Origin of the sequence: Paenibacillus rhizoplanae (genome assembly GCF_042684125.1) — a bacterium.
GTDB classification, from domain to species: Bacteria; Bacillota; Bacilli; order Paenibacillales; family Paenibacillaceae; genus Paenibacillus_AQ; species Paenibacillus_AQ rhizoplanae.
Window position 1 is genome coordinate 180,287 of sequence record NZ_JBHUKY010000019.1, and the last position, 15,075, is coordinate 195,361.

The window sequence follows — 15,075 nt, forward strand, 5'->3', positions numbered from 1 at the left end:
GAAGGACGGTAGAGTATGAGTAATCAACAAACCAATACAGATGTTATTCTTATAGGTGCTGGAATCATGAGTGCAACACTGGGTGCAATGCTTAAGGAATTAGCACCGGAATGGACGATAACCGTATTAGAGCGGCGTGCAGGTGCCGGGGAGGAAAGCTCGGGTGAATGGAATAATGCGGGTACGGGGCATTCTTCACTCTGCGAGCTTAACTATACTACAGAGCAGCCGGACGGATCGATCGACATCAGCAAGGCGATTAAGGTGAACGAGGAATTTCAGTTCTCCAAGCAATTCTGGTCCTATCTGGTGAGCCAGAAACGAATACACAATCCGCAGGATTTCATTGTACCTGTGCCACATATGAGCTTTGTGGAAGGTCAGAAGGACGTAGCGTTTTTACAAAAACGATTTGAAGCGCTTTCAAATAGCCCGCTGTTTCAAGGTATGGAATTCTCCGATGATCCAAGGCGGCTGATGGAATGGATTCCGCTGATGATGAAGAACCGGAAGCTGGACCAGCCGATAGCGGCCACCAAAATCGATTCGGGAACGGATGTGAATTTCGGCGCACTGACCCGTATACTGTTCAACCACTTACAGAGCAGTAACACCGATATTAGGTATAATCATCAGGTGGATGACCTGAAGCGCGCGAAGGACGGCTCCTGGGAGCTGAAGGTGAAGAATCTCACCAGCGGCGTAACAGAGCGTCATAACGCCAAGTTCGTCTTCATCGGCGGCGGGGGAGGAAGTCTGCATCTGCTGCAGAAATCCGGCATCCCGGAAGGTAAAAAGATTGGCGGATTCCCGGTAAGCGGACTGTTCATGGTCTGCAAGAAGCCGGAGATTGTAGCCCAGCATCATGCCAAGGTGTATGGTAAGGCTGCGGTGGGTGCGCCTCCGATGTCTGTTCCGCATCTGGATACCCGGGTGATCGATAAGCAGGAATCCCTGTTCTTCGGGCCGTTTGCCGGTTTCTCGCCCAAGTTCCTGAAATACGGCTCCATGTTCGATCTGATTACCTCGGTCAAGCCGGATAATCTGGTTACGATGCTTGCAGCAGGAGCGAAGAACCTGTCATTGACCAAGTATCTGATCGGGCAGGTCATGCTGTCCAAAGAACAGCGCATGGAAGCGCTGCGGGAGTTCATCCCGGATGCCAGCAGCGAGGATTGGGAGCTGGTGGTGGCGGGCCAGCGGGTGCAGATTATTAAGGATACAGCAGCCGGCAAAGGCATGCTTCAATTCGGAACGGAAGTGATCAGCAGCGCTGACGGCTCCATCGCCGCATTGCTGGGAGCCTCTCCAGGGGCTTCAACGGCCGTATCTGTCATGCTGGAGGTAATCGCCAAGTGCTTCCCGCAGCGGATCAAGGCCTGGGAGCCGAAGATCAAGCAGATGATTCCTGCCTACGGCATGTCCCTGTCCGCTAACCCGAAGCTATTGAACGACATTCATGCTTCCGCAGCGCAAACGCTGGGCCTGACGAATGGAACCGATGGGAATGAGCCGCCAGTCGCGGTCAATCATCTATAGCAAAGATTGGCGTGTGGCTGACCACAAGCCTGCCAGCTTTTGTATACGTGTAAAGAGGCCATCCCTTGGGATAGCCTCTTTGTCTTGAAATATAAGAATTTATATGTTGCACACGATAAATTATCCTTCTATTTCTCGCTGAAACGGTACCGTCCTTTAAAAGGACGGCAAAGCCGTTTCCACTTGCAGTATTAAACCTGCCCAACCTATACCCCGAAGGCGATCAAGCCTTATGAGTCTTGAACAGCCGGATGGCCAGAATGAGAGCCACCGCTACAGCGGCGAGACCCGCCCAGTTCAGGTGGAGCACAGAGGTACGGCTGATCACATAGCCGCCTAAGCCCGATCCCAGCGCGAATCCGAACTGGATGAAGGAGGTATTGACGCTCAGGGCCATATCCGGGTTCCGGGGAACCAGGGTGACTAGCAGGAGCTGCTGCGCAGGGGAGATGCTCCAGGTTCCCAGCATGAAGATCATCAGGACCAGGAGGAGGACGATCACATGAACGCCTGCCAGCGCGAACAGGAGGAGCGTGGCTGCCTGTAACAGAAGCCCCGTAATTATGGTGAACTTCGATCCTTTGGAATCAGCCAATTGCCCGCCTAACTTGGAGCCCATGAAGCTGCAGACCCCCGCCAGGAAGAGCACCCCGCTGATTTCGGTCACAGACAGTGAGGATGCGGACTGCAGGTAAGGGGTAATATAAGTGAAGAGTGTAGCGTAACCCCCTACATATAGTAAGGTGATCGCCAGAGCAGTAACAATTCTGGAATCCTTCAGCACAGACAGCTGCATCCTGAGGGTGACGGCTTCTTTTTCTTTGATGGCAGGCACCTTGGCAGAGATGATGAACAGCGGAACAAGGCTCAGCCCCCCGACGATGATGAACAGAGCCCTCCACCCAAAGTACTCACTGAAAAAAGTGCCGGCCGGAACGCCCAGAACCAGCGAGCTGCTCAGTCCCATCAGAATAATGCCAATCGCATTGCCTCTGCGCTCCTTCTCCACGAGCCGTGTAGCTACGGCCATGGCGACTACGGTAGCTATACCCCCGCTTGCCCCTTGGATAACCCGTACCCCCAGCATAGCTTCGTAAGGCAGGTTCAGAAGCATCAGCCCGTTGCTGGCAATGAACACGCCGAGGGCGGTCATCAGCAGCTTTTTGCGGTCCAGATTGAGGGTGAGTGCAATAAGAACCGGTGCAATAATCGCTGCGGACAGCGCGAATACAGTCACCATCAGTCCCACTTGGGAGGTGGATACGCCAAGATCTGAAGCCATCATCTCAATCACACCGGTAATAATATATTCAATCGTCCCGATCAGAAAAACGGCAAGTGCCAGAATATATATCGTCAATCGGTTATTCAAGTTCATTCGCTCCTTGTGGTTTCATATCCTTGTACATTCATAACGGAATCGGCCGCCGTTCTTGTCATCACTCTACGATGCTGCTAAGGTTAAGTCAAAGAAACGTTTCTGAATGGAACGTTCATTTTTTTTGAATGAAGGAGTGACATCAGATGGAATTGCGCCAACTTAAAACCTTTTATACGCTGGCTTCCACGCTCAATTTCGCCCGCGCCGCCGAAGCGCAGAACTATGTTCCTTCAACGGTTACGATGCAAATGAAGGCTCTGGAGGAAGAATTAGGAGTGAAGCTGGTAGACCGGCTCGGCAAAAATGTGACGTTAACCGATACCGGAAAAACGTTCCTGCGTTATGCGGATAACATCCTGTGTATGGTGGAGGAGGCGCAGCATGCCCTTAAGCAGCCCGGAGAGCTGACAGGCACCATCGTGATTAGCGCAGATGAGACATTATGCACCTACCGGCTCCCCGCTGTGTTGCAGAAGTTCCGGCAGCTTCATCCCGGAGTCCGCTTGATCTTCCTGCCGCTCGTGAGTCCCAGCCTCAAGCAGAGTCTGCGGGACGGGGATGTCGATGTTATCTTCATGCTGGATGAGATGAAGGGCGAGAGCGGATTTTGCGGAGAAAAAATAAGGGAGGAACGCTTCTGCCTTCTGGCCGCTCCCGATCATCCGCTGGCGTCGCGCCCGGCGCTGGCTATCGAGGATTTCCACGGTGAAACGTTCTTACTGACGGAGCAAGGGTGCTCCTACCGCAGCTTCTTCGAGCGCAGCCTGTCCCAGAAGGGGATGGCGGGCATTACGGAACTGGAGTTTCACAGCGCAGAGGCCATCAAACAATGTGCGAAGCTGGGCATGGGCATCGCCATCCTGCCTGAAATGGCCGTAAGCGAAGAATTGAAGCGGGGGGAGCTGATCTCCCTGCCGTGGGATTTGAGCGCAGTATCTTTTGCAACTCAAATGTTCTGGCATGAGGAGAAGTGGCTCTCCCCGGCAATTGAGGCTTTTATCCATCTGGCCCGGGATCTCGAATCCTCCCCTTGACCTTAGGTCAGACCCAGGGTGTATCGTAGAGATATTCCAAGCCGCAGTCCCGGGAGTGATTAGGATGAGAAATGAAATAACGATTAGTGAACTGGCCAAGCTGATGAATGTGTCGGTCCACCAGATCCGGTATTTTGAAGAGAAGGGTGTGCTGCAGCCTGCCTATACCGGTGAGAATCAGTACAGAATGTACAGTATGGATCAAGTGTATCAGCTCGCGCATATCCTGCTGCTCCGCAAGCTTGAAGTGCCTGTCCAGTCGATTAACGAATGTATGAGCTATAGTCCGGAGCAGCATCGCGGGCTGCTGGAGAACTCTCTCGAAGGGATTGAGCAGGAACTGGTGCGTCTTCAGGAGCTACGGCAGTTCATCCGCAAGATGCTGGAGGAACAGCAGAGCTACAGCTCCTCGCCTGAGACCTTTCAGATCGTGAAGTACAAGGCTACAAGTCTTGTGCAGGTGATGAAGCTGGATTCACACAGGAAGCTTAGTGCAGCGCTGCTTGCGGAGCAGGCGGCAGGGATACCGGATCTGTTCGAATCGGATATTTATTATGTGCTGGAGGAGTCGGGTGAGCTAACCTTGTGTCTGGAGCAGCCGGATGCGGGCGGGGTGATTTTGCCGGACGGGGAGTATCTGACTCTGCAATGTGTGGCCCGCGAGGAGGAGCTGGAACAGTGGATCAGTCAATTACTGGAGCATGCTGCTGCACAAGCGATTCCTCTCGCGGGACCGCTGGTGGTCATTGAACGCTCTTATCTCTCCCTGTTCGTTCCGGGCAAGCTGCATTATGAGCTGAGGGCCTGCATCGGCCCGGCTGTACCTGTGGAAGGGAGAGGTTCCGTATGAGAACGATGCCAACAGGTACAACGTCAATAAGTACAGCGCCAATAACTATCGAACCCATGGAAGCTAAGTATAATCATGCGGTGGGGCTACTGCTGGCTCAAGCTTTTCAGGGGAAATTCCAGAACCGGATCAGGCTGAAGGAGGGAGAGCTGGCAGGGTGCTTCGAAATGCTGCTTCAGTATGCTCCGGCTGATCCCTATACTCACAGGATGGTAGCTGTGCAGCAGGGCGAGGTGATTGGCAGCATCGCGATTAAGCGTACTCCTGAAGCCCGCCTTTTGGGGAAAAGGCAGACGCCTCCGTTACCGGGAACCTCACAGCTATTAGGCAAACGGGGCATGATCAGAATGCTGATCGGCCTCTATGTACTAGACCATACCCCGGCATCAGGCGAGTGTTATATTACCGATCTTGCGGTCCAGCCGGAGCATCAGAACAAAGGGGTAGGAAGACTGCTTGTAGAGTGGGCGCAGAAGCTTGTAGATACCGACCCGGGACTGAATAGACTTAGCCTGCATGTATCAGCCGGTAATCCGCATGCCCGTCAGCTATACGGGAAGTGGTCCTTCCACACGGAAGCCCGGGAGATACGTTATACCCTGTACTTATTGTTCAATGAACTGCGCTGGGAATACATGGTTCAGAAGAGGGGCGGATACAGAAATGAAGACAACGAAGAAACTATGGATATCTCTGCTAACTATAGTGCTGCTCCTTAGCGGTGCGGGGATATACATTGTGCAGCAGAACCGCTTTGAGATGATTGAGCAGGCCATCCGGATTGCGTCGCCTGAGGGCGAGCTGACGGGTACGCTGGTGTTGCCCAAGGGGTCTTCCGTATCTCCCGGCAAGCTGGGGCTGGTCCTCTTCATTCATGGGGACGGGCCGATTAATGCCTCACATGATGACGGGTATAAGCCGCTATGGGAGCGGTTAGCCGGTCTGGGGTATGCCTCCTTGTCTCTTGATAAAAGAGGGATCGGCGGTTCGGCGGGAAATTGGCTGGATCAGAGTATAGATGACCGGGTGGAGGAAGCCCGCGAGGCTATCGCATGGGCCCGGAAGCAGCCGAATATCGATCCGGACCGGATCGGGGTGTGGGGTGCCAGTCAGGCAGGCTGGGTGATTCCCAAGCTGGCGGGCAAGGAGCCGCTCGCCTTCAGCATTCTGGTCTCACCGGCCATCAACTGGCTGCGCCAAGGAGCCTATCATACCCGGCAGCAGATGCTGCAGGAAGGGAAATCGGAGGCGGAAATCGCAGCCGAAGAGGCGGCTAACAACGAGATTAGGCAGCTTCTGGCGCAGAAGGCGAGCTATGAAGACTATCTGGCTGCGGTGAAGGAAAATGACCCGATGACGAGGGAACGGTGGGCCTTTGTCAGCAAGAATTACCTGTCGGATGCCGGGCAGGATCTTAAGCAATTCCATTCCCCGGTGCTGTTGCTGCTGGGCCAGCAGGATATTCATGTAGACTGGCAGGAGACAGAGCAGGTGTACCGCAAGCTCGTCCAGCCGGAGCTGCTGAGCGTGGCGGTCTTCCCGGAGGCAGAGCATTCCATGCTGAGCAAGAAGACGGCGGATTCCAGCTTCAAGGCGCTCATGATCAGCCTCTTCGCCCCGCGCCACATCACAGTTCCGGGCTATATGGATCGGATTGGGGAATTCCTTAAGGAGCTTGAATAATGCTCTCCGTCCACAATCAGGCTCTGGAACTTGCGGCAGCAATGGTCTATCATATAGGCTAAAGTATACAAATTATAGGATGTGCTGCGGAAGATGGATGACATGAGGAGACCCGATGGACAAGCCAATATCGATTCTTGTTGCTGAAGATGACAGTGACATTAGCCGGCTGCTGTGCAGCATTATTACAAAAAGCGGATATCTGCCCCAGCCAGCCTTCTCCGGTACAGAGGCCCTGCTCTATCTGGAGCAGCGGCAATGGAGTATGGTTCTGCTTGACCTGATGCTGCCGGGAATGACGGGGGAGGAGCTGCTGAAGTGGATTCGCGTGCGGGGAAGTATGCCTGTCCTTATTATCTCGGCGAAGGGAGAGCAGCAGACCAAGGTGTCGGCGCTGCGCGGAGGTGCGGATGACTTTATTACGAAGCCTTTTGATATTGAGGAGGTATCGGCACGGATTGACTCTCATTTGCGCCGGTTCAAGCAGATTTTACCCTCAGCTTCGGCCCGTATCCTGGAGTATAACGGTCTTGTGCTGGATTGCGATTCCAAAGCGGTGACGGCAGAGGGGGCGGAGGTAGCCCTGACTGCACGGGAGTATGAAATTCTCCAGTTGCTGTTATCGGAACCCAGAAAGGTATTCACTAAGGCCAATCTGTACGAGAGCGTATGGGGGGAGCCCTATTATGGTGACGATAATACGGTTAACGTCCATGTAAGCAATCTGCGTGGCAAGCTTGCGAAGGCAGCGCCCGGCAGTGATTATATTGAGACCGTATGGGGCATGGGCTACCGGCTGAAGTCTTAAGATATTCTTAAGGGTTGGCTTTAGCCCTTTTTAAGTTTTGATTTCTATACTTGGTCTATCACATGAAGGAGGCCAAGACAGCAATGAGTGAATATGTGTTGCAAACGAATCAGTTGACCAAAAGATTCAAAGGCAGTGTTGCGCTGGATAAAGTGAATATTTCTATCCGCAAGGGCTCAATTTATGGCTTTATTGGACAGAATGGAGCCGGTAAATCGACACTGATGCGTATCGTCACCGGACTTGCCTTTCCATCGGAAGGAACGATTGAGTTATTCGGTACCGGTACAGAACGGGAGCTGACCGAGGCCCGTAAGCGGATGGGGCTGATTATTGAAGGTCCCTCGTTGTTCCCGCACATGAATGCCCGCGAGAATCTGGAGGTGAACCGTCTTCTTCGGGGCATTCCCGGCCAGGACTCCATCCGCAGAATGCTGGAACTGGTTGGGCTGCAGGACACAGGGAGGAAGAAGGTGAAGAATTTCTCGCTGGGCATGAAGCAGCGGCTGGGTCTTGCCGTCGCCATGCTAAGCGACCCGGAATTTCTGATCCTGGATGAGCCCACCAATGGGCTTGATCCGATGAGCGTGATCGAAATGCGTGAATTGCTTAAGCGGCTCAATCATGAACGGGGATTAACGATTCTGATCTCCAGCCATGTTCTAAGCGAGCTGCATTTGCTCGCCAGCCATTACGGCATCATCCATCACGGCAAGCTGCTGGAGCAGCTTACCGCCCGGGAATTGAACGATAAATGCCAGCAGTATGTCCATATTAAAGCGGATCATCCGGATAGGGCAGCCATGGTTATTCAGAACGAGCTGGGCACAACCGACTTCGAGGTCATGCCGGATGGGGTCATCAAGCTGTACGGGTACCGGGAACAGCCCGGCAAGGTATCAACGGCCCTATTCTCAGCAGGTCTTACCATCGAGCAGTTTATGCCGATGGGTGCAGATCTGGAGAGCTATTTCATGAACCGGATTGGGGGTGCAGGGCATGTATAACCTGATCAGAGCGGAGCTGTTTAAACTGCGCAAGGACCGGTCGTTCCTGGTGTTGTTGCTCATCATTGCTCTGCTTTCCCTGGCCTATCCTTTGCTCTACTATGTCGATAATAAGACCGGCGGCAAGCCGCAGTTCACCGGTGCCGAATTTCTGATTAAATTCGTGGCCAGCAATGGTTATGTTATCAAATTCAGCGTAGCCGCATTGGCCGGTTTCTTCATCGCCAGCGAATATACGACAGGTGTCATGAAGTCGGTAGCATCGTCGGGCAACGACAGAGGGCGGCTCTACACAGCCAAGCTGATTGGATTCTCAGCGGGAGCCATGGTGATTTCTCTGATATTTCCTCTAGTCAGCTTGATCGAAGTATCAATGATCTCAGGCTTCGGCCAATTGCCGGAGGGAGTGAGCGCCCTCTTCATCCCCCGGGTCCTCGGGTTCACGCTGTTGTATACTGCTGCCTACGCAGCGATTGGGGCATTATTCACAGCGGTGTTCACCGAGAGCGGCAAGACAATCAGCTTCCTGATGATCTTCTTCCTGGCCATTAATATGATACTGGGAGCCTTGGCGGAGTATATTCCGGTTCTAACTACGGTGTACGATTACTCGGTCTTCAAGCTGCTGGGTGAAATCGGCAAGACCCAGATGGATGGCGGTGATTGGCCGGCTCTCCTGCTGGCGCCCTTGCTGACCATAGTGGTATCCGGGCTGCTGGGCGTTCTCATATTCCGCAAGAAGGAAATTAAGTAAAGAAGAGGGGGCGGAGAGTCTTGTTCATCGTAACGCTCATATCGGTTACAGCGGCGGCTCTCCTGCTGGCCTATCTCTTGGTACTGAGGCGGGAGCTGGTGCGGATGACTAAGCAGCTCCGCCGTTATAACGAACGAACCACCGGTAAAAAGCTGGAGGTGACGCTATTTGACAAGCGTCTCGAAGCGCTCGCAGGCCAGATCAACCTCCAATCCGATCTGATTGTTGAGGCGGAGGCGAACCGCAGACGGATAGAGAATGAGCTGCGTCGGGCAATTGCCAACATCTCTCATGATATTCGTACTCCGCTAACCTCCATCTTTGGCTATATTCAATTGCTGGAAGTGGAGCCGATAACGCCTGATGAGAAGCGCGAATATCTGGGCGTTGTCAAAAACCGGACAAAGCGGCTTCAGGCCCTGCTGAATGATTTTTTCGAGTTGTCCTTAATTGAATCTGCGGATCATCAGCTTAAAACCGAGCGGATTGTAATGACACTTCTGCTATCGGACACACTGGTCGGTTTCTACGATTCGTTCAATGAGCGGGGTCTGACGCCGGACATCCGGCTTCCAAAGGAACCGGTAGCAGTATATGCTGACGAATCGGCCGTTCGGAGGGTCGTTGAGAACCTGCTTATCAATACGTTGAAGCATGCTACCGGTCAGGTGTCGATCTGTTTCGAGCAGCGGGAGACGACAGCAGAGCTGCGGATTGTGAACGAAGCGAAGGATCTATCCGACATGGATGTAAGGCTGCTGTTCGACCGCTTCTATACGGTGGACCGTACCCGGTCAGGGCAAGGCTCAGGATTGGGTCTGTCCATTGCCAAAAGCCTCATGAACAAGATGAACGGTACTTTGACCGCGGAGCTGCACGGGGATAACTTAACCATGATCTGCTGCTGGCCGCTGTGGTCACCGGGCGAAACGCATCCGCATTGCCGTTGAACAGTCAGAATAGAGCTAATCTCATGACAACCAGCCGCTCCACATATTGATTTCTACGCATACCGGCTCATCATTTCAAGCAGGTACTTACGGAATTCTTCACGGTAGGCCTTCGGCTCCATAATCTCCAGATGGGTGCCGAAGCCGGCCAGGAATTGATATCCGATCGGGTGCTGCGGAATATAGAACGTAGCCAGCAGCTGTTCCGCGTTATAGGCTTCGATGCTTTTGCGGCCATACCGTTCAACGAATTGATCCTTAATCCCCGGCGAGATCAGTGCCTTCACTTCGGTTAACTGTGACGGAACTTCAGCCTGCTGTGCCTGATTCAGCATGTCCGCTCTGGGGCTGAAGATCTGTTCCTTCCGCTCCAGCTGCTCCATCCGGGAGAGCTTGAACATCCGTGCCCCCATCCGCTCCAGGCAAAAGCCCTTCAGATACCAGCTTGATTCACTGAAATGAAGCTGGTAGGGCTCCACTGTCCGTGTAGTCGGAGTGCCGGATCTGTCGGTGTAGCCGAAGGACAGCAGCCAGCTCCCGGCGATGGCTTCCTGGCAGGTCTTCAAGGCTCCGGCAAGCTCTGCGCGGCCCTCCCAATCATAGAAGGACAGCTGAACCGACCCCTTAGGAGCGATTGGACTCACCATCGCTTCTATTTTTCGTAGCGTCATGGCAACGTCTTCGCTGATCAGAATTTGCTCCAGCCCGCCGAGCGCAGCCAGTATATTCTCCAGGTCGGAGCTGCTCAGCAGCCGCTTGTCCATCTTGTATTCTTCCATAATGCCGTAGCCGCCCTGCACGCCGGGTGTGGCGTATATAGGAATGTGCGCCAGGCTGAGCACTTCCATATCGCGGAGAATCGTCCGTTTGGACACGCCGAATAATTGTGCGAACTCTGAGCTGGGCACAATGTCTTTTTTGAGCAGAATCATAATGATGGTAATCAGCCGCTCCACCTTGTCCATCCGGTTCCCTCTTTCTTGAGTGAAGTGTGAAACGGTGACATACAGCCGTCACCTATCGTGTATTATACTACATTTATCTTAAGAAGGAGGTTATGCTCTATGTCAGCTATTGCCTATATTAATTTCGATGGTGTTGCCGGGGAAGCGATTGAGTTCTATGCGGAGGCATTGCAGGCTACTACAGTGAAAAAGATCAAATTCGGAGATATTCCGCAGGACCCGAGCTATCCCCTGCCGGACCATGAGTTAGCGATGATTATGGATTCTATGATAGAGTTCCCAGGCGGTACCATCATGATGTCCGATCTGTTGCCCTCTATGCAGCAGGTCACAGGTGAACTGGTGAAGGGGAACAACATCATGATCAGCCTGGTCATTGAGGACAAGCAGAAGCTCGAAGCGTACTATAATCATCTGTCCCAGGGGGGGACGGTTATCATGCCGCTCTCCAGCACACCATGGTCTTCATGCTTCGGGATGATCGTGGATCAGTTCGGCATAGGGTGGAAGTTCAACAGTGATGCAGTGCAATTCCTCGATAATGTGCTGGCCAGCCGGGGCAATCTCTGAAATATTTTGGCAGAATGAGGGAGAGCGGAAGGATTTATCCATCATGTATTGAAAGATAGGAGTACCTGATACCGGTGTATATCGCCTTAGCGAATAGGAGTAGTGAATTTACGGCTATGGTGGTTGTGTTGATGGCGGCCATCCGTTCAGGAATCACTCATGAAAAGAGGAAGTTGAGCTGATGTCAAACCTTCGTCTGGGCAGTACCCGGTTATCTGGAGCGGATGGTGTTCGTGCAATCGCTTGCTTATCTGTTATCCTGCATCACTTATCGCAAAAGCTGATCATGCCCGCACAAAAACCCTGGCTCCAGGAGCTGCAAGCCGTGCTGCTTCTGGGGAACAGCGGGGTCAGCTTGTTTTTTCTGCTAAGCGGCTTCCTGCTGTCGTTCCCCTTCTGGAGTGCGTATCTGAATAACGATCCATATCCAAGCCTGCGGACGTACACGCTGCGCCGTGCCGCGAGAATCATGCCCGGCTTCTATGTGTCCCTGCTGGTGTGTCTGTTTCTGACCTGGAGGCTGGATATTCCGATGGAGTACTTAGGGCGGCGGATTGCAGCGGCCGTCACCTTCACATCGGGCTTCCACTACACCACGTTCTTCCCCTCCGACTTGAACGGGCCGCTCTGGTCGATCAGCTTCGAGGTATTCTGCTACCTGCTGATGCCACTCTTCATGGCGGTGTTTTTCCTGCTCGGCAAGCGGCATTCCTTCAGTAAGGCGATCCTGTTCTGGGTCGCCGTATTTGGGTTGGTGCTTGCCGCCAATGCCCTCATTCATCATTGGTTTACTCCAAGCGAGCAGGGCCGGGGCTGGGACTATGGCCAGGTCGGCGGCGCGAAATTCTGGATGCCGAGATACAATCCGGTCGGCTTCTTCGGGCACTTCACCATCGGGATTCTGGCGGCGGGCATAACGAATGCCTTGCTGCAGCGCCGCTCCAGAGTGGAACGGCTCAGCAAGCTGGGCGTGTTCGATGCCGCCGCAGTGCTTGCTCTGGGTCTTGCCGGTCTTCTGATCTGGCGGATGCGCCACGCAGGCGAATTCGACTTCAGTCTCCAGCAGCAGCCGTATCTATTCCCGGTCTATGCCATATTGTTCGGAATCGTGCTGTTCTCGGCACCATTCAGCCGGTACGCCGGGCGTGTGCTGGATAACCGCTTGTTCCGGTATACGGCCAAAGTGTCATTCGGCCTGTACATATGGCACTATCTGTTCATTACCTTAATCGAGAAGTACGGCATTCAGGATTTCCATTATTCCGGGGTCAGAGATGTGTGGCGCTGGCTGGGCATCAGTATGTCTGTTGTGGTCATCTCTTACGCAGCGGCTACTATTTCGTATTACGCCATAGAACAGCCGTTCATCAACTGGTCCAAAGGTAAGCCGTTCTTCCGGCGCAAGCGGAAGGAATCCTCAACGTCTGCAGCCGTATAGAATTGACTTTTACATAATCACCATGATACATTGTGTATATACGGAATACACAATTTATTGAGGGGGTTAGTTATGCTGGCTTTAGATGTCCGGAATTTAAATAAAAAATATCCTAATTTTCAGATCAAAGACGTCTCTTTTCAGTTGGAGCAGGGTTATATCATGGGCTTCATCGGGGTCAACGGTGCGGGCAAGACCACCACGATCAAATCGATTCTGAATATGGTTCAAGCCGACAGCGGCGAGATCAGCATTCTGGACAAGAACATTGCTGAACATGAAACAGAATTGAAGCAGGACATCGGCTGCGCCTTCGGCGATATCGATTTCTATACACGCAGCAGGCTTAAGACGCTGACGGGTATTACGAAGAAATTCTATAAGAACTGGAGTGACGAGACGTATTACAGCTATCTGAACCGGTTCAAGCTGGATGAGAATAAAAAAATAGCGGAGCTGTCCACCGGGATGAAGGTGAAGTACAGCCTGACTCTGGCCTTGTCGCATGGCGCCAGGCTGCTGATTCTGGATGAGCCGACCAGCGGACTCGATCCGGTCTCCAGAGACGATCTGCTGGATATTTTCCAGGAGCTTATCATGGGGGGCGAGATCAGCATTCTGTTCTCCACTCATATAACCTCTGACCTTGAGCGCTGTGCGGATTATATCACCTTCATTGAGCAAGGACAGATTGTGGCAAGTAGCGAGAAGAACGAGTTCAAGGAGTCGTACCGGTTACTTAGCGGCAGCGAGTCCCAGCTTAACGAAGTGAAGGGGAAGCTGATCTCCTACAAAATCAACTCCTTCGGCTTCACCGGATTGATCCATACCCGGGATCTCAAGCCCGCCTGGGCGCTTAGCACGGCCATCCCGACTCTCGATGACATCATGATCTACTTTGCCAAAAAGGAGGGTGTATATGTATAATCTGGTGCTGAAGGATTTGAAGCTAGGCGTTAATCCCTGGTTCTTCGTATTACCTTTAATTATGGGCGGTCTGATGCTTATTCCTGGCTGGGTCTACTTCCTGGTTCCGCTGTATTTCTGCTTCATCACCGTACCGAACATGTTCGGCGGATTTAAGAGCCAGAATGATCTCATATTCAGCACAATGATGCCTGTAACCAAACCGGACATCGTGAAGTCCAGAATAGCTGTTATTGTCATTCTTGAGCTGATGCATCTGCTCATTGCCATGATCTTCAGTATCTTTACGTTTCGCCTCTATCCGCATTTGACTTATATTTTCTTTCCGCCTTATATGGGCTTCTGGGGCTTGTGCTTCATTATGCTGGCGGTGTTCAATCTTATATTTATCACTATGTACTATAAGACGGCGTATAAGTATGGCGCGGCCACGACTGCATCTACGGCTGCGGCGATCCTGTTCGCTGGCTTGGTCCAATGGGAAGGAATCCAGAATAGCTGGATGCACAGCATATTCTACGGCTCCGGGACAGAGAATACGGCGCTTCAGTTCTCGATTCTGATCGGGGGCATCCTCATTTTCGCAGCCTTCACCCTACTTGCCTACCGGATTGCGGTACGGAGATTCCTGAAAGTGGAGATCTTATGAACGTAACGATCTCCAGCACCTCCGACAAGCCGATCTACCAGCAGCTGCACGAACAGATCAGCGCACAGATTCTTGGTGGCGAGCTGGAAAGCGGCTATTGTCTGCCCCCCATCCGGCAGGCTGCTCTGGAGCTGCATGTCAGTGTCATCACGGTGAAGAAGGCCTGGGAGGAGCTGGAGCGGAGCGGCTTGATTAATACGGTAACGGGCAAAGGCTGCTTTGTGGCCGAATTCTCGCCCGAGGAGATGCTGCGGATTCGTAACGAGATGGTCTTGAAGCAGATGGAGGGCGACATTCAGTATTACAAGTCCTTCGGCCTTACGCTTGATGAAGTGATCGCGCTGCTGGGGAAGATTTACTAAACGAACAGAAACAGGCTTTTCATGCTCCCTCTTCCAAGGGGGCTGAAAAGCCTGTTTGTTATTTCTGGTACGGGACACTTACTCTATTTCCCCCTAAACTTCTCCGGGAACTGCTTCACAATGCCTTCAGCAGTCCGGCCATGATCCGGGTTATTGTT

At 52.8% G+C, this 15,075-nt stretch carries 16 protein-coding genes; 14 read left to right on the plus strand and 2 right to left on the minus strand.

The window, feature by feature from the left end; genetic code table 11:
* Positions 1 to 15 precede the first annotated feature (15 nt).
* Positions 16 to 1,539, plus strand: coding sequence for a malate:quinone oxidoreductase (locus ACFSX3_RS08520; protein WP_209987062.1), 1,524 nt, complete (start codon positions 16 to 18; stop codon positions 1,537 to 1,539).
* Positions 1,540 to 1,762: 223 nt separating this feature from the next.
* Here ACFSX3_RS08520 and ACFSX3_RS08525 read toward each other — a convergent pair whose 3' ends face one another.
* The gene (locus tag ACFSX3_RS08525; RefSeq protein ID WP_379312805.1) at positions 1,763 to 2,917 is read right to left on the minus strand and encodes an MFS transporter; all 1,155 of its coding nucleotides are present in this window, start codon (positions 2,915 to 2,917) and stop codon (positions 1,763 to 1,765) included.
* 146 nt (positions 2,918 to 3,063) lie between these two features.
* Between ACFSX3_RS08525 and ACFSX3_RS08530 the strand changes: the two genes are divergently transcribed.
* The 8 genes from ACFSX3_RS08530 to ACFSX3_RS08565 all read left to right on the plus strand — a co-directional run bounded on the left by ACFSX3_RS08530 (position 3,064) and on the right by ACFSX3_RS08565 (position 10,006).
* Complete coding sequence (locus tag ACFSX3_RS08530; protein ID WP_209987056.1) at positions 3,064 to 3,954, plus strand: LysR family transcriptional regulator; 891 nt, start codon at positions 3,064 to 3,066, stop codon at positions 3,952 to 3,954.
* A gap of 64 nt (positions 3,955 to 4,018) precedes the next feature.
* Positions 4,019 to 4,804 (plus strand): MerR family transcriptional regulator, encoded by a 786-nt coding sequence (locus ACFSX3_RS08535; RefSeq protein ID WP_209987053.1) that lies wholly within the window; start codon positions 4,019 to 4,021, stop codon positions 4,802 to 4,804.
* Positions 4,801 to 5,523, plus strand: a complete 723-nt coding sequence (locus ACFSX3_RS08540) for a GNAT family N-acetyltransferase (RefSeq protein ID WP_209987050.1) — start codon at positions 4,801 to 4,803, stop codon at positions 5,521 to 5,523. The genes ACFSX3_RS08535 and ACFSX3_RS08540 overlap by 4 nt, the downstream gene beginning before the upstream one ends.
* Positions 5,468 to 6,487: an alpha/beta hydrolase family protein gene (locus tag ACFSX3_RS08545; protein WP_209987047.1), complete on the plus strand. Its 1,020-nt coding sequence runs from the start codon at positions 5,468 to 5,470 to the stop codon at positions 6,485 to 6,487. The genes ACFSX3_RS08540 and ACFSX3_RS08545 overlap by 56 nt, the downstream gene beginning before the upstream one ends.
* A gap of 115 nt (positions 6,488 to 6,602) precedes the next feature.
* Positions 6,603 to 7,295 (plus strand): response regulator transcription factor, encoded by a 693-nt coding sequence (locus ACFSX3_RS08550; protein WP_209987045.1) that lies wholly within the window; start codon positions 6,603 to 6,605, stop codon positions 7,293 to 7,295.
* Positions 7,296 to 7,378: 83 nt separating this feature from the next.
* Positions 7,379 to 8,302 (plus strand): ATP-binding cassette domain-containing protein, encoded by a 924-nt coding sequence (locus tag ACFSX3_RS08555; RefSeq protein ID WP_209987041.1) that lies wholly within the window; start codon positions 7,379 to 7,381, stop codon positions 8,300 to 8,302.
* Positions 8,295 to 9,056: an ABC transporter permease gene (locus ACFSX3_RS08560; protein WP_209987038.1), complete on the plus strand. Its 762-nt coding sequence runs from the start codon at positions 8,295 to 8,297 to the stop codon at positions 9,054 to 9,056. Before ACFSX3_RS08555 ends, ACFSX3_RS08560 begins: the two co-directional genes overlap by 8 nt.
* A 20-nt stretch (positions 9,057 to 9,076) precedes the next feature.
* Positions 9,077 to 10,006, plus strand: a complete 930-nt coding sequence (locus ACFSX3_RS08565) for a sensor histidine kinase (protein WP_209987035.1) — start codon at positions 9,077 to 9,079, stop codon at positions 10,004 to 10,006.
* 53 nt (positions 10,007 to 10,059) lie between these two features.
* Here the strand turns inward: ACFSX3_RS08565 and ACFSX3_RS08570 are convergent, their stop codons facing one another.
* Positions 10,060 to 10,971, minus strand: a complete 912-nt coding sequence (locus tag ACFSX3_RS08570) for a helix-turn-helix transcriptional regulator (protein ID WP_209987032.1) — start codon at positions 10,969 to 10,971, stop codon at positions 10,060 to 10,062.
* 99 nt (positions 10,972 to 11,070) lie between these two features.
* On the opposite strand from ACFSX3_RS08570, the gene ACFSX3_RS08575 reads away from it, so the two are divergent.
* From ACFSX3_RS08575 to ACFSX3_RS08595, 5 genes are all read left to right on the plus strand, one after another.
* Complete coding sequence (locus ACFSX3_RS08575; RefSeq protein ID WP_209987030.1) at positions 11,071 to 11,541, plus strand: VOC family protein; 471 nt, start codon at positions 11,071 to 11,073, stop codon at positions 11,539 to 11,541.
* A 181-nt stretch (positions 11,542 to 11,722) separates the two neighbouring features.
* Positions 11,723 to 12,979, plus strand: coding sequence for an acyltransferase family protein (locus tag ACFSX3_RS08580; RefSeq protein ID WP_209987027.1), 1,257 nt, complete (start codon positions 11,723 to 11,725; stop codon positions 12,977 to 12,979).
* 72 nt (positions 12,980 to 13,051) lie between these two features.
* Entirely contained in the window at positions 13,052 to 13,906 is an 855-nt protein-coding gene (locus ACFSX3_RS08585; protein ID WP_209987024.1) for an ABC transporter ATP-binding protein, read from the plus strand.
* Positions 13,899 to 14,555 (plus strand): ABC-2 transporter permease, encoded by a 657-nt coding sequence (locus ACFSX3_RS08590; protein WP_209987021.1) that lies wholly within the window; start codon positions 13,899 to 13,901, stop codon positions 14,553 to 14,555. Before ACFSX3_RS08585 ends, ACFSX3_RS08590 begins: the two co-directional genes overlap by 8 nt.
* Positions 14,552 to 14,917, plus strand: coding sequence for a GntR family transcriptional regulator (locus ACFSX3_RS08595; RefSeq protein WP_209987019.1), 366 nt, complete (start codon positions 14,552 to 14,554; stop codon positions 14,915 to 14,917). The genes ACFSX3_RS08590 and ACFSX3_RS08595 overlap by 4 nt, the downstream gene beginning before the upstream one ends.
* The last annotated feature ends 158 nt before the right edge of the window (positions 14,918 to 15,075 follow it).

Excerpts from the sequence above, each read along its gene's own strand:
- ACFSX3_RS08520 (WP_209987062.1), top strand. The coding sequence starts at position 16 with ATGAGTAATCAACAAACCAATACAGATGTTATTCTTATAGGTGCTGGA.
- ACFSX3_RS08525 (WP_379312805.1), bottom strand. The coding sequence starts at position 2,917 with ATGAACTTGAATAACCGATTGACGATATATATTCTGGCACTTGCCGTT.
- ACFSX3_RS08530 (WP_209987056.1), top strand. The coding sequence starts at position 3,064 with ATGGAATTGCGCCAACTTAAAACCTTTTATACGCTGGCTTCCACGCTC.
- ACFSX3_RS08535 (WP_209987053.1), top strand. The coding sequence starts at position 4,019 with ATGAGAAATGAAATAACGATTAGTGAACTGGCCAAGCTGATGAATGTG.
- ACFSX3_RS08540 (WP_209987050.1), top strand. The coding sequence starts at position 4,801 with ATGAGAACGATGCCAACAGGTACAACGTCAATAAGTACAGCGCCAATA.
- ACFSX3_RS08545 (WP_209987047.1), top strand. The coding sequence starts at position 5,468 with ATGAAGACAACGAAGAAACTATGGATATCTCTGCTAACTATAGTGCTG.
- ACFSX3_RS08550 (WP_209987045.1), top strand. The coding sequence starts at position 6,603 with ATGGACAAGCCAATATCGATTCTTGTTGCTGAAGATGACAGTGACATT.
- ACFSX3_RS08555 (WP_209987041.1), top strand. The coding sequence starts at position 7,379 with ATGAGTGAATATGTGTTGCAAACGAATCAGTTGACCAAAAGATTCAAA.
- ACFSX3_RS08560 (WP_209987038.1), top strand. The coding sequence starts at position 8,295 with ATGTATAACCTGATCAGAGCGGAGCTGTTTAAACTGCGCAAGGACCGG.
- ACFSX3_RS08570 (WP_209987032.1), bottom strand. The coding sequence starts at position 10,971 with ATGGACAAGGTGGAGCGGCTGATTACCATCATTATGATTCTGCTCAAA.
- ACFSX3_RS08575 (WP_209987030.1), top strand. The coding sequence starts at position 11,071 with ATGTCAGCTATTGCCTATATTAATTTCGATGGTGTTGCCGGGGAAGCG.
- ACFSX3_RS08580 (WP_209987027.1), top strand. The coding sequence starts at position 11,723 with ATGTCAAACCTTCGTCTGGGCAGTACCCGGTTATCTGGAGCGGATGGT.
- ACFSX3_RS08585 (WP_209987024.1), top strand. The coding sequence starts at position 13,052 with ATGCTGGCTTTAGATGTCCGGAATTTAAATAAAAAATATCCTAATTTT.
- ACFSX3_RS08590 (WP_209987021.1), top strand. The coding sequence starts at position 13,899 with ATGTATAATCTGGTGCTGAAGGATTTGAAGCTAGGCGTTAATCCCTGG.
- ACFSX3_RS08595 (WP_209987019.1), top strand. The coding sequence starts at position 14,552 with ATGAACGTAACGATCTCCAGCACCTCCGACAAGCCGATCTACCAGCAG.